Annotated in this window: 13 protein-coding genes; 3 read left to right on the top strand and 10 right to left on the bottom strand. The window is 54.4% G+C overall.

The genetic code is table 11. From position 1 onward, the window contains the following. Positions 1 to 228 precede the first annotated feature (228 nt). Positions 229 to 1,143, top strand: a complete 915-nt coding sequence (locus tag P3T24_RS37420) for a LysR family transcriptional regulator (RefSeq protein ID WP_074267527.1) — start codon at positions 229 to 231, stop codon at positions 1,141 to 1,143. A gap of 121 nt (positions 1,144 to 1,264) precedes the next feature. Here the strand turns inward: P3T24_RS37420 and P3T24_RS37415 are convergent, their stop codons facing one another. The 7 genes from P3T24_RS37415 to P3T24_RS37385 all read right to left on the bottom strand — a co-directional run bounded on the left by P3T24_RS37415 (position 1,265) and on the right by P3T24_RS37385 (position 9,234). Beyond that, on the bottom strand, positions 1,265 to 2,464 hold the full coding sequence (locus tag P3T24_RS37415) for a PLP-dependent aminotransferase family protein (RefSeq protein ID WP_074267526.1): 1,200 nt from the start codon (positions 2,462 to 2,464) through the stop codon (positions 1,265 to 1,267). A gap of 335 nt (positions 2,465 to 2,799) precedes the next feature. Further along, positions 2,800 to 3,969, bottom strand: a complete 1,170-nt coding sequence (locus P3T24_RS37410; protein ID WP_074267525.1) for a branched-chain amino acid ABC transporter substrate-binding protein — start codon at positions 3,967 to 3,969, stop codon at positions 2,800 to 2,802. Between the two features lie 462 nt (positions 3,970 to 4,431). Beyond that, positions 4,432 to 4,563: a hypothetical protein gene (locus P3T24_RS37405; RefSeq protein ID WP_253190147.1), complete on the bottom strand. Its 132-nt coding sequence runs from the start codon at positions 4,561 to 4,563 to the stop codon at positions 4,432 to 4,434. Between the two features lie 250 nt (positions 4,564 to 4,813). Continuing rightward, positions 4,814 to 5,182, bottom strand: a complete 369-nt coding sequence (locus tag P3T24_RS37400) for an AraC family ligand binding domain-containing protein (RefSeq protein WP_429441722.1) — start codon at positions 5,180 to 5,182, stop codon at positions 4,814 to 4,816. A 194-nt stretch (positions 5,183 to 5,376) separates the two neighbouring features. Next, positions 5,377 to 7,065 (bottom strand): thiamine pyrophosphate-binding protein, encoded by a 1,689-nt coding sequence (locus P3T24_RS37395; RefSeq protein WP_074296372.1) that lies wholly within the window; start codon positions 7,063 to 7,065, stop codon positions 5,377 to 5,379. 82 nt (positions 7,066 to 7,147) lie between these two features. Continuing rightward, positions 7,148 to 7,918, bottom strand: coding sequence for an SDR family NAD(P)-dependent oxidoreductase (locus tag P3T24_RS37390; protein ID WP_074267523.1), 771 nt, complete (start codon positions 7,916 to 7,918; stop codon positions 7,148 to 7,150). A 449-nt stretch (positions 7,919 to 8,367) separates the two neighbouring features. Then, entirely contained in the window at positions 8,368 to 9,234 is an 867-nt protein-coding gene (locus P3T24_RS37385) for an NmrA family NAD(P)-binding protein (RefSeq protein WP_074296373.1), read from the bottom strand. Between the two features lie 446 nt (positions 9,235 to 9,680). On the opposite strand from P3T24_RS37385, the gene P3T24_RS37380 reads away from it, so the two are divergent. After that, positions 9,681 to 10,520 carry an IclR family transcriptional regulator gene (locus P3T24_RS37380; RefSeq protein ID WP_167379437.1) on the top strand — a complete coding sequence of 280 codons (840 nt, stop codon included), beginning with the start codon at positions 9,681 to 9,683 and terminating at the stop codon, positions 10,518 to 10,520. A gap of 315 nt (positions 10,521 to 10,835) precedes the next feature. Here P3T24_RS37380 and P3T24_RS37375 read toward each other — a convergent pair whose 3' ends face one another. After that, positions 10,836 to 11,156: a hypothetical protein gene (locus tag P3T24_RS37375; protein ID WP_429289442.1), complete on the bottom strand. Its 321-nt coding sequence runs from the start codon at positions 11,154 to 11,156 to the stop codon at positions 10,836 to 10,838. A gap of 369 nt (positions 11,157 to 11,525) precedes the next feature. On the opposite strand from P3T24_RS37375, the gene P3T24_RS37370 reads away from it, so the two are divergent. Then, entirely contained in the window at positions 11,526 to 12,686 is a 1,161-nt protein-coding gene (locus P3T24_RS37370) for a porin (RefSeq protein ID WP_083611622.1), read from the top strand. A gap of 457 nt (positions 12,687 to 13,143) precedes the next feature. Here the strand turns inward: P3T24_RS37370 and P3T24_RS37365 are convergent, their stop codons facing one another. After that, the gene (locus P3T24_RS37365; protein ID WP_143787663.1) at positions 13,144 to 13,344 is read right to left on the bottom strand and encodes a hypothetical protein; all 201 of its coding nucleotides are present in this window, start codon (positions 13,342 to 13,344) and stop codon (positions 13,144 to 13,146) included. A 13-nt stretch (positions 13,345 to 13,357) separates the two neighbouring features. Further along, a partial coding sequence (locus tag P3T24_RS37360; RefSeq protein ID WP_429441727.1) for an NAD(P)(+) transhydrogenase (Re/Si-specific) subunit beta occupies positions 13,358 to 13,534 on the bottom strand: 177 nt, incomplete at its 5' end.

The raw sequence follows: 13,534 nt of genomic DNA, 5'->3' as shown, positions 1-13,534 counted from the left end.
ACTTTTGCGGCGGTCTCATTTCCGATACTTTGAGGCTATAGGTAGTTCAGACGGCATTAAGGCGCGTTTCACTCGCTCCCGTATCTGCATACCGGCACGTAGTGCAAGCGCGGCACGATATGGCAATGACAACACTTCCGTCTTGTCTCTTGGAATGCGTTATCAATAGGCCTTCGCTTTTCGCTACCATCGCTGTTGCGAAAAGATACCACCGACAGGAGAAGCCATATGGCTTTCGACGAGCGAACCCTCAATGGGATGAGCGTACTTGCTGCAGTGGCCAATAGCGGCAGCTTTGCTGCCGCCGCTGAGGCGCTAAATATGTCGCAGCCCGGCGTCAGCCGTGCGATCGCGCGACTCGAGGGTCGGCTTGACGCGCGTCTGTTCGACCGTCATCCTCGTTCCGTAACCCTTACGGACGAGGGACGTCGCCTTTACGAACAGGTGGTGCCGCTGCTCACCGCACTGGAGGAGGCCGCTGAGTCAGCTGCCTGCAGCAAGGAGACCGTGCGTGGACGTCTGCGAGTGAACGTTCACCCTTTCTTCTCAAACCTTATTCTTGGACCACGCCTAAGCGAGTTCCTCAAAGCCCATCCCGAACTCAAGCTTGACTTGGTCACACGCGACCAACTCGGCGACACCGTCTCTGAGGGCTTCGATCTCGCCATCCGTTTCGGCGAGCCGAAGTCCTCGTCCATGATAGCTCGCAAGTTGCTCGAAACACGAATACTCACGGTGGCGTCGCCTTCTTACCTGAAAGAGCACGGCCGCCCGCGTAGCCCCGATGAGTTGCGTGGCTCCTCACATATTTGCCTGAGATATCGGAATCCTGAGACAGGCCTGCCATTTAAATGGGAGTTCCATCGCAATGGCACGCAAATGGAGCTTTATCCCGAAGGCCAATTAATGGTTAATGATGCAGGTACGATGCATGCGGTATGTTTGGCTGGATACTGTATCGCCCAGGTCATGGAGCTGGGCATTGAAGGCTTGATTGCAAGTGGGCGACTTGTCAATCTGTTCCCCGACTGGTGCGACGAACGCTGGCCTCTCTATGTGCTGTATCCCTCTCGAAATCATATGCCCGCGAAGACGAATGCGTTCCTCGACTTTATCTCGTCGATCGTCGGTAACCCTCGTTGAACCGCCATGTCTGTACGGCGCTTTGAGCAGAGCTGCTATCCCTGCCTCACTAACGTCTGCCAGCAGGCTCATTTGTTCCTCGCACTCGGCCAGACCTACGACTACGAGGCTTGCGTGCGTGTTAAAGCGAACCTTCGAAAGCGCGCCTGAGCCGCCGCACCCCCTCCCTGATCAGTACTTCGCCCGGAGCGGCATACGACAAACGCAGTGACGAAATGTCGGGCTGGTCAGCAAAAAACACCCTTCCTGGAACGTAAACAACGTCATTTGCAATCGCCTTAGAAAGAAGCGCCGAGGTATCACTTCCGGATCGCAAGCGTGCCCACAGAAACATTCCGCCCATTGGGCGATCAAAGACGATGCCGTCACTAAATTCCTGCTTTAGTAAGTCACACAGCACATCACACTTCTTCCCGTACTCGTCAGCAATTTTTTTCAGATGAGGTCTGAGGGCCCCACTTTTTAGATACTCGGCTGCAACGGCCTGCATCCAGGTGGAGCTGCATAGATCGGCGGTCTGCTTCGCAATGACACATCTGCGCACGATATCAGCCGGTCCGATTGTCCATCCCACCCGCAAGCCTGGCGCCGATATCTTAGACAGACTCCCCAGATGAACCACCCAGTCTCGAGCACCTTCGACGCGACCTGAGAGACTGAGCAAGGAAGGGATAGGCTCACCATCAAAACGCAACCCGTGATACGGATCATCTTCCACGATTACGAACTGATGCTTAACAGCCAGTTCAAGCAGTTCGATCCTTCTCTCCAGGCTCAGCGTAAGTCCGCTTGGATTCGAAAACGAAGGCACGACGTAGAGCAATTTCGGCTTTGCCTTTAGAGTATCCGATTCGAGGAGTAGTTTTAGCGCAACCGTATCCAGTCCGTCGCTGTCCACAGCGACTCCGGTGACCGAGGCCTGTTGCAGCCTTAGTGCTTGCAACGTGGCGGGATAGGTACGCTCTTCGACAAAAACCACATCACCAGACGACACAAATGCTCGCAACAGGAGATCGAACCCTTGTTGAGACCCCGTGGTGACTATAACCTCCGAATCGTCGCGTCTAATATCATCTTCTTCCACAAACCGGAGAATTTGTTCCTTTAACGCGGGCATTCCTTCGGTCGCACCATACTGCAGGCACGCCACTGGATTTTCGAACGCTATTTCACTCGCGCGTTTAAATCCGTGGACGTCGAACAGATCACTCGCTGGAACTCCGCCTGCAAACGAAATCATTCCCGGTTGGTTCAGATATCTTGAAAGCTCGCGGATGGGGGAACCCGTTGGTTGTTTAAAAACTGGCGCAAAATCGTACATTTTTTTCCTCGAAGCCATGCATCGCGATCACTGAAGAATGAGATCAAGTTCTTCTCAACGGTTGGCTTGTTGTTCAACACACGTGGCTATCCAGGCGAAGTCAGGTCCAGTGTTTCAAAACGCCCATTCAAAACCAACTTCGCTTATGGCGCGGCCAGGTCTGCAATCTGAGACCACAGCAATACGCGTAACGAGACCTACACAAGCAATGGCCGCTGCCCTATCTCAATCACGCGTCCACTACTTGATAGACCGACAGGTTTTCACTGACCTGCTACAGCTCATAAGAAACTGTCCCTTCCAGCCGCCGGATCATGGCCCCATACTGTTAAATTTCATACACCTTTGTTGGTTGATGTCACAACGACCCATTGACCTTGCTTCACTTGGTAAAGTGTTGAAATTGCTGTTTTGATATCGCCATTGGCAAGGAAGGCAATAGGACCGGTGATCCCAGTGAACTGGATTTTCTTGATTGCTGCGTTGATATCGGCCGGCTCCGTCGAATTGGCTGCTTCTATGGCGTGAATCAGCACGCTGGCTGCGTCATAGCTAAACGGGCCATAGGGGAGCAGGTCAATATCATAGGTTTTTCGGTATTTCGCAACAAACTCTTTGCCGTTCGGCAGCGATTGCAGCGGTAAACCGTAGTCCCAAACAAATGCGCCTTCCGCAGCATCGCCAGCGATCTTGATAAAGTTTGCATCTGCGACGCCGCCGCCCGCAACGAACGTCGCCTTCATTCCAAGCTGACGCATGCGCTTTACGACCATGGCAGAAGGCGTGTCACCACTTCCTGCGAAAAATAGCAGATCTGCACCTGTACTCTTGATTCTCGTCAACTGGGCGCTGAAATCCACTGCCTTATCGTTTGTGTATTCGCGGCTGACAATCGTTGCGCCGCTAGCCCGCGCCGCCTTTTCAAACTCGTCAGCTTCCCCAGCCCCGAAGGCAGTGCGGTCGTCCAAGATTGCAATCCGCTTCGCGTTGCCCGCTGTCGCGGCCCATCTACCAGCCGTGCCGGCATTTTGTGCATCGGTCGGCATAACCCGATACACCGTCGACAACCCCCCTTGGGTAATGCTCGGGTTAGTCGCAGCTGGCGAGATCATTGGAATACCAGCCTTTGAGTAGATTCGTGAAGCGGGAAGTGTAGTGTCAGAGGTGAAGTGCCCGATCACAGCAACAACTTTCTCGTCGACCAATTGTTGAGCGACCTGAACAGCAATACGAGGATCGCCCTGATCATCAGCGGAGACCAGTTGCAGCTTGATGGGCTTCCCGTTGATCGACAGCTTCTTCGCGTTGGCTTCGTCGATAGCGAGCCGCGCGGAGTTTTCACAGTCTTTGCCGTAGCCAGCATAGGGGCCTGTCATAGGCGCCACTAACCCGATCTGAACAACCGTCTCTTGCGCGTTCGCGTAGGCGGACAAAAAGAGAGAATGAGCAAGAAGTGCGGAGCTGGCTGCAAGACACCGCATACGAAATTTTAGCGACTTGAACATTTTTGCGAGTCCTCGGTGATCCTGAATATGGGAAGTCCGTTTGAGTCTCAGATTGAGCAAACGGGGCTACGGACCCGCTCAAGGTCCCATATGCGACCATAGGTTTCATATCGGACGCACAGCCTAATTATAGACCCCGATCTTTTTTAGAAAGAACAAAAATCTGCGTACTTAGCGCAAACCCTAGTGCTGCACCTCGCACTGGCCCGGACGTCTCTGCCGTCGACTTAGCATCACGCGTGGCGTTCTCTACGAACCATGGGGCGCACCGAAAGCTTCGACGCAGCGTTTCGGGAGGTATTCCATACGGAATCCTGATTGCGTCCTCTTCCGCAATTCCGTCACGGCTCAGCCGTTCCCGTGGAACTCCACCGTCGCGGCAGAACCATGACCGTACTGTCAGACCTTTCGATCATCGTAGCTGCATACATAATCGACAGTCTCAAACACCGTCCCATCTATCTAGCTCTCGCGTTGAACACTAAACGAACCCCCGGCGCGATACTCGCTCCAATCATTTCTACCGACCGCCCTAACCATGCAATGACCAGCCAATACCTCAATTACATCGTCAACAGTCGCCGGAAGCGTCATTAATCCGGGCAAAAGAACGCCGAGTGTCTTCCTCATTCCATCCGCAAAAAGATAGTGTGAGACATACATTTTTCACCATATTTATTTGCTATTTTTTGATGATTAATACTCCTACGTACTGCATATCATTTTATATTTTCCCCACCTCTCCAGAGCCTCGCCTCACGCCAAAAAATAAGCGACTGCAATCTCACTCGCGACATCACCAGCGACGATGATATTTTGAAATCTGAAAGCGGTGGACAGATGCTTAGGTCAGGTTGCTCCGCTCGCGCCAGTCCACCGGCGCAAGCGCGTAGAAAATGGTCGCGCCGCGGCCTTCGTAACGAACTGACGTACCTGCGGGAATCCAAAGCACATCGCCCGGTCTTGTCTCATAGGCATGCTCACCGACGCGCAGCGTAAAAGCCCCGTCAAGCGTAAAAATCAATTCGTCGTAGTGGACCGTCCATTCGACAGAGACATTGTCGAAACGCGCGAGACCCGCACCCATGGTTTTGCTTAGTTCAGGACCGACCAGGCGTGCGATCGACGCGGATCCGCTACCTTGTTCGCCGAACGGTTCGAAGGACACAGTGTCACGTTGAAAATGAATGACTTCGGACATGGACATCTCCATCGTTGAGCGGCTGTACACAGTCGCCGAGGGTTTGCAAAAGGACGATTTTTCATCTTCCAGTGGAAGCAAAACAGCCGTGCCGTAATTGCGAAACGCGAACGGCCTTCATACCTGGGGCTGTTGACGGATAGTGCTCCTGTCATTTCATCCCCTTTGTTGTCGATTCGATGTCTTCTCGCTCTGCGACCTTGCTTTTATTTTGAAGCACCAAGTGCAGCTTCGCGAAATGAGCTAAGAGTTGCGAAAGGAGTAATTGCTTCGGGATCAATCAGACAGTGCAGGATCGCGGGCTTTCCGGAGGCGTATGCCCGATCCCACGCGCCTTCAAATTCTTCGGTGGTTTCGATGCGTTCGCCATAACCTCCGAAAGCCTGCGCGTATGCGGCGAAGTCCGGGTTACGTAATGTGGTGGCGACAACCCGGCCAGGATAGTTTTTCTCCTGATGCATCCGAATCGTGCCGTACATGCTGTTATCCACCACGATAAAAATGATGGGAAGTTCATATTGCACCGCGGTCGCAAATTCTTGCCCGTGCATCAGAAAGCAACCGTCGCCAGCGAATGAAACGACGGTTCTGTTACTGTGAACACGTTTCGCAGCGACCGCTGCGGGTACGCCATAGCCCATGGAGCCGCATGTAGGAGCGAGCTGCGTTCCGAACTCGCTGAACCGGTAAAAGCGATGCACCCAGATCGAGTAGTTTCCCGCGCCGTTGCAAATAACCGCATCAGCGGGAAGTCTTTTTTGGAGAAACTCGATGATCCGCGCCATTTGGAGTTCACCCGGAGACTGGATCCTGCTGAGGTCACTCCATCCTTCGTAATTCGTACGCGCAAGCTGCGTGGAAGACGCCCATAACGGCTGCTCAGGGGTGGCCAGCCTTGCAACCGCGGCGGCGAAGGACCTCGGCGATGCGTTGATGGAGAGTGTCGGCTGATAAACGCGCCCCAGTTCGTTAGTGTCCGGATGCACGTGAATGACATTTTGCGCAGGGGTCGGAATTCGTAAAAGCGTATAACCCTGACTCGCTGCTTCGGACAGTCGGGTGCCGATCAGCAATACGAGATCTGCCTCTTCTATCCGGGCCACCAGCTTTGGATTCGCTCCGAAGCTAAGATCGCCGATGAAATTGGGATGTGTTGCCGGAAAGAGCATCTGCCGACGATACGAAACCGCTACAGGGAGGCCATATCGTTCGCTAAATCGGACAAAGTTGGACACAGCCTCGGCGTCCCAACCGCTGCCTCCGAGAATCGCGACGGGGCGCTCGGCCGCCCGCAAATGTGCATCGAGCGTGGCAACGTTCGCTTCGCCGATCAACGTCTCGACCGGCGTGAACGGTTGAGGATCTAATGCGATGGCTGTCTCTGCAAGCATATCTTCGGGCAGCGCGATCACTACAGGTCCGGGCCGACCAGAAGTCGCTACATGGAATGCACGAAGCACAATCTCGGGGATCCGGGAAGGATCGTCGATTTCTGTAGCCCATTTCGCAAGGTGTCCAAACGTCGCCCGATAATCAACCTCCTGAAAAGCGTCGCGGCCGCGGGTTTTGCGTTCGACCTGGCCGACGAAAAGGATCATCGGGGTGGAGTCCTGCTGCGCGATATGAACGCCGGCCGCGGCGTTAGTGGCTCCTGGCCCACGTGTAACGAAACAGATTCCGGGTCGTCCCGAAAGTTTTCCATGTGCCTCCGCCATCATGGCGGCACCTCCCTCCTGCCGACAAACCGTAACCTCTATGGGCGCGTCATGCAGTGCATCAAGAGCGGCAAGATAGCTTTCGCCGGGAACGCAAAAAAGGTGTTTGACACCGTGAAGTACCAGCTGATCAATGAGGATTTGCCCGCCAGTTCGCGGCGTTGAAAGAGAACATTGCATGAAATGCCGTCCGATACAGTTTGTGTGAGACGCTAGGGATCGTGTTCTGCTTCAGGGTGTTTGAGATCGGGAGTGCGCTGCTTCAGCAGGTATAGTTGAGGCCCATTCGGCCACCGTCTGCAAAGATGACTTGCCCTGTAATGTACGAAGACTCATTGCTCGCAAGAAATAGAGCAATAGATGCAATTTCCTCTGGCTTGCCAAGGCGGCCCATCGGTGTGCGAGACATGATTTTTGCCGCGGCGTCCGGGGACGACAGCACCGTGTTTCGCACCAGCTCAGTTTCAATCGTGCCAGGGCCAATCGCATTCACGCGGATGCCGTGAGACGCGAGCGTAACCGCCATATTTCTGGTCAACTGGTTAATTCCGCCCTTCGAAACGTTATAAGCAAGTAACGAAGGAATCGTCATCACGGAATTGACTGATGACATATTGATGATGACACCAGGGCTTTCTCTTGAAAGCAGGTGGCGCGCCACTTCCTGACTCGCGATGAACGCCGATTTGAGATTGATGTTCAGGGTGCGGTCGAATACCTCTTCGGTGATTTCGAGCAGATCCTGCGGTGTTGCTACCCCTGCGCTGTTGAGCAAGATGTCAACTACGCCCATGGTATCTATCGACGACTGCACCAAGGCCCGCACCTGCTTCGCATCACCCGCATCGGAGGGGAAAAACGTCGCCTTGAAACCTTGTCGCTGCAATTCGTTTGCGAGAGCCTCACCAGAATTCTCGTTGATATCTGAAAAGCAGACTTCAGCGCCTGCCAAAGCAAATCGCTCTACGCACGCTCGCGCGATGCCATTCGCACCTGCAACTACGAGTGCCTTCTTGCCTTCGAGCTGTTTCATTTGCGTACTCCCCGATTCGTGAGAAGTGCTGGCACCCTACGCGCGGACGCTACTTAAGATGCAAGCCCACCAATACTAAAGTGACCGCAGCCTACGTTCCGCTACGCCGCCCTGCATTGGTCCGATATGGGACATTACGTCCGTATGAAGACCATTCTATTGTTCCAACTCTTTGATGTCAACGAAACCTGGCTGTGGGGATTGGCCAGCCCACGGTAGTCGTGCGAGGTGGGCGTCCAGGTTTCGTTGGGTTATTCAAGTCACCTAATACCGTGAGATGAACGGCAGGTATTTCAGGAGGTGTTAATGAGGGAAGCAGACCCAAGGCGGAACTCGTGTTGAGCGGGTTGGAGTGCAGTGCAACCTCGTTCACGTTCGTTTGCAACACTTATCGAGAAGTGGCTTTGACGGGGAATGTGTCGCGACCCTTGCCGCTCAGCTGGTTTCAGTCACGCCGGACGTGGCACAAGCGCGCCGAGAACCGCATCCAGTTCAATCTGACCGCGGATGATTTCATCGGGGTGATTTTCGAAATCAATCCAGTCTTCGTTGAGTCCATCGAACATGCGTATCCGTGACAGCGGATGCTTCATGCCTTGCGAGCGGAACAGCGCGTCCCAGGTGTCCCGGCCGATGGCTTCGGCGCGTACCGGGCGGTGAAGCACGCGGGCAAAGGCCAAGGCGAGGTCGTTAGGGCTCACTCGGCGTGGACCTTCGAGTTCGACGATACGCACGCCGCTCCATGTTTGCTGGAGCAGTTCAGCCGCAACGCGGCCTACATCTCTGATGGAGACCATCGGCAAGGGCTTGTCCAGCGGCTGCAGGTAACTGGCGATGACGCCATCGTCACGAGCAGACGCGACATCCCGCGCGGCGTTTTCCATGAACCAGCACGGTCGCAGGAATGCTACCGGCACAGGCATGGTGCGCAACGCCTGCTCCATCATCGTGTGTTGTGTGAGCAGATTGCTCTCACTAGCTTGCGCACCGATCGTTGACAGACAAACCACTTTTTCGGGCCGCGCCTTCAGAATCGAGGCGGATACGGCGTCGCTAACTGCGCGCGCCTCGGGGAACCCCGGTGTGGGGTCGAATTCCGAAGGGGGCAGGATGAAAACGCCAACCGCGCCATCGAACGCGGCGGCGAGCGCGGTAGCGTCGTCCATGCGGGCAGTGGCAAGCTCGCAACCGCGCTCCGTCCACGAAGCGGCTCGTGCGATGTCACGCACGATCCCTCGCACGGGGAGACCTGCCGCTATAAGTTCGAGGGCCAGCGCGCTACCGACCTTACCGGTGATTCCCGTGATTGCATACACTGCTCATCCTCCTCGCGTGGATAATCATGATGGAGCCGCACTGAAGTACAAGCCGTCCGGTGTTCCTTCGCGCCGACGTGGCTCCCCGAAGTGAACCGTGCAAAGATCTGGAGGGCTGGAAGCGTAGTGTCCGAGGTGAAATACCTGGTTCGTTTTTGTTGACAAGGTCCGATATGTGACCTATAGTCTGAATTGGGACAATTCTATTGCTGCATTCTTTTGATGTCAACGCGAGGAAGGATTGCATTGGTCATTTAGCGGATAGAGATGTGCTATATGGAAACCGAAACATTCGGATCTCGTCATAAGACTCAACCAGTCTTGAGGCATCCAGAAGCTTTAGAGGGGCACGGGAAGCGGCGCGGGGCGTTGAACGACAAGACGTCTTCGCTTCCTTGAGGAAACGCGACTTTAGCGGTATGCCTCCCGATCGGTTTCAGAGTGCAATGCCAGTATCCACACCAAGTCAAAATTCATTTATCAGCATGAGTAAAGCAACTGGAAGTACCTCGGTGAAGGAGCGTCGCCCGTCACCGCGAGCTGCCGCGCGGATAGTCCACGTCCTGCGACTCTTGGCCGATTTGCGCGAAGGTGCAAATTTAAGTAAGTTATGCGAACTTACTTCCACCCCCAAGACAAGCCTTCTGACGCTGTTGCGGGCTCTTACCGAAAGCGGCTACGTAAAAAACGTCCAGGGAACGTACACTTTAGGTTTGGAAGCGTTCAAGCTTGCATCAGCGGTTGTCGCTCACCGCCGCTTTCCCGAGGTTGCTCAATCGACAATTGAAGCGCTTGCCGCTGCTTCAGGTGAGACTGTGCTGATCGCTCATTTCACGCAAGACCGGCAACACATTGTTTATATCGCCAAGGCCGATAGCCCTAAGGAAGTGCGATTTATGGTGTCGGTTGGGGATAGAAGACCACTTTATTCGTCCTCTGCGGGGCGATTGCTCCTGGCAAATATGGCTCGGGTTGAGCAGGACGCTTACGTAAAGACTGTCCGGATCGACCCCGCCTCGAAATTGGTTACAAGCAAGTCCATGCTAAAGGACTTACTCGCTAAGGTTATTGAGTCCGGACTCGATACAGCAGACCTCGGCTCCGCCAACGATGTATATGGGATCGCTGCGCCGATCCTTGAGTCAAGTGGTGAGGTTTTGGCGGCGCTGGTCGTCGGTGGTCCAAACGCTCGAATGCTTGCCGACATACAGAACATCACCAATCTGTTAGTCCAGTCCGCGAACGAAATTTCCGAGCTTCTTGGCCGTCGCGGCCTTGACGCTTAAGTCGCCCCTTGCGCCGGAAAGCTTCGAGGCATTTAAGTAAACCTGCAATCCAGATTGAGTCAGATGGGTCCAGTGTCCCTTTAGAGTCGACTTTTTAAGAAATTCGAGCCACGTCGCCCGCGGGCGAATTTTGCTTGGATGCGAGACCTCTCGGCCCGACCAAGGGCACCCGACTCCGTTTTAGCGCATTGGTGACCATCTGCCTCCTTTACGCCCCCGCCAGAAAGCCGATCAATCTCCAGGCGTGATAGCACATTAGTCAGCGACAACATCACGTCGGGCCGATCACTTACTAAGTAGTCCGCTATATCAGCGTCAACAACGTCCCATTTTCCCTCCGTACAGCCGTTCCTCCACCTTGATTGACGCCCGCTGAGCAGCCCGGCCCAAATTTAAAGCGCACTGCGCAGGTAGAAGATGCTCTTCGAAGATCGGTTCGAGCACTGCCATCTCTACCTTCACGCTCATACCAATCGCCCTAACCCCGGTCGACCCGGCAATCCAGTCAGTGCGCATTGCGCGCGAGATGGGTGCCGAGATTGTGCTCATCACCACATATGGCCCCACGCGAAGCTGCATATAAGAGACACCGGCATCAGGGTTTGCGATCAGTTCGACGAAATTATTTGTTTTCACAAAAAACCGATGGCTATAATCAAGTCAAGGTCTCCTATGGAACGCGTGTTCTGATATCGGACCATGAAATCGAGGCTCCAGGAACAGGCCACCTTGCTAAATGCTCAAGTCACGGTTCCCGTTCATGGATTGACGTGCGAAGGATTTGCAAAATGTCCGGAGTTTCCCGCATTGCAAGCCGCTCCTCACAATTGGTTACCCGGTGAGGTCTATTGATATGCAGAATCGACGACATGGACAGGAGGCACCGGGCTTGACGAACAGATGCCGACACGGGGCATTGAAGTCACTGTCCAGTCAGAGTTTTGATTAGTTATACAAATTAAATCGTCGTTTGAGTGAAAACCAACCATGGAATAGGAGACCGCTGTGAGTAATTCTTCAGTCAACTTAAAGATCTCTGCAATTGCGCTCTCGTGCGCATTCTTCACACTCAGTGCGCAGGCACAGTCCACAGTAACTCTCTATGGCGCACTCGACGAAGGTCTCGACTACGTAACCAACAGCGGAGGGCATTCTCTTTGGCGCATGCGAGACGGCACATACGATGGCGTGTACGGCAGCCGATGGGGACTGAAGGGGAGCGAAGACCTCGGCGGAGGGCTCAGCGCCATTTTCAAGCTGGAGGCAGGTTTCAGCGTCGAAAATGGCCAGATGCGACAGGGGGGACTGGAATTCGGACGGCAGGCTTACGTCGGATTGTCAGACGACAAATACGGCACGCTTACGTTCGGGCGCCAGTACGATCCCGTTGTCGATTTCCTCCAGCCTATGACAGCAGGTGGCCAATTTGGCGGCCCGTTCGTCCATTCGGGCGATATCGACAATACGGACAACTCGTTCCGTGTAGACAACGCAATCAAATATGCTAGCCCGAAGATCGCTGGCGTAACGTTTGGCGGGATGTATTCGTTCTCAAACACCAATGCCGTCGGGCGGAGCACGACCGGACTCTGGGGCCTTGGAGCGAGCTACTCTTTCGGTCAATTTAATTTTGGCGGCGCTTACGAATACATCAAGGATCCAGGCGCCCTCCTCACGGACGGTGACTACGTGCCGAATACAACGGGGGCGGGGATCGGTGCGACCGGCCCCTTCAGCTACGTCGGACAGCCGGCCAGTCAACAAATCGTGGGCGCTGGGGTGTCCTATCTGATCGGTAACACAACGCTCGGCCTGGATTTCAGCGATACGAATTTTAAAGATGCGAACGGCACGACGAGCTCAGTGCGCTTCGACAATTACGAAGCGTTTGTACGCTACGCGATCAGCCCGGCGTTTTCTGTTGGTGGCGCCTATACGTACACCCACGGCAAGGTCAACTACAGCGGACAGGTTCCAATCTATCAATCAGTCGGGCTTGCGACGTCTTACGCACTTTCGAAAAGCACATCTCTCTACGCGATGGCCGTATGGCAGAAGGCAGTTGGCGGCGCCGGCGTGGCTGATATCCTCGACGGTGCAGTTGGCGATGCATCAACTAACAACCACCAATCGGTGGTCCGAATCGGCATTTATCACCTGTTCTAACAGACAAATTTCTCAACTTGAACCCAGCACCGACGTCGCGGATCTGCTTTAGCCCGAGCAGAAGCGACGCCGGCGTTTCGACGCGAGTCCCTTTAAAGCAGGGTCGCGATGGAGAACCAACCGTTGTCTGTAACGCGGTTCACAGCTGTGTTTAAACAGGTAGATTGGGCACACCGGTGGGCGAGCTGATCCATCAAACCCTGCACGTTTGACTAACTTTATTATGGATACCAAAACATGTGCCGTCCGAGCGGTACTGCGTGATGAGGACCATCACGAGACCGTACAGCAACTGACAGATCATCTCGGTCCCGACAATCTCATCGCGGCTCAATGGCCGGTAGGCCACCCGGTCGATCGGGATCGCGAGCGATAACGCTGAAGCACGCCGTCGAAATCGCTAACAGGACTCGAAATCAGCAGCGGTAAAACCGCAAAACAGATGCGAAGATAGTGGTCATTCAGTTAGCAGATACGGGTGATGCCAGTCCATCCAGTCATACCATCCCGTTGTATTGACCCATGCCCACGTCGAACAATATTCCTTGGTAGCCGGCATAGCTACATCCCCTTCTCCGCTCAGTTGCTCATCTGCCCCTAACCCCGCTCGGCTTTCACCAAGATTCTTTACCGGCATTGTCATTGACTTCTCATTCATAGCCGGACTCCTTTTAAGCAGCACTCTTCACCATATCCTCGATCACCTTCTTCGCATCGCCGAAGACCATCATGGTCTTGTCCATGTAGAACAGATCGTTGTCGAGACCCGCATAACCGGCCGCCATCGAACGCTTGTTGACGATCACCGTACGCGCCTTGTACGCCTCGATAATCGGCATGCCCGCAAT

The sequence above is a fragment of the Paraburkholderia sp. GAS33 genome (assembly GCF_050436645.1).
Classification (GTDB): Bacteria; Pseudomonadota; Gammaproteobacteria; order Burkholderiales; family Burkholderiaceae; genus Paraburkholderia; species Paraburkholderia phenazinium_B.
This window is presented reverse-complemented; position numbering and strand designations above follow the sequence as displayed.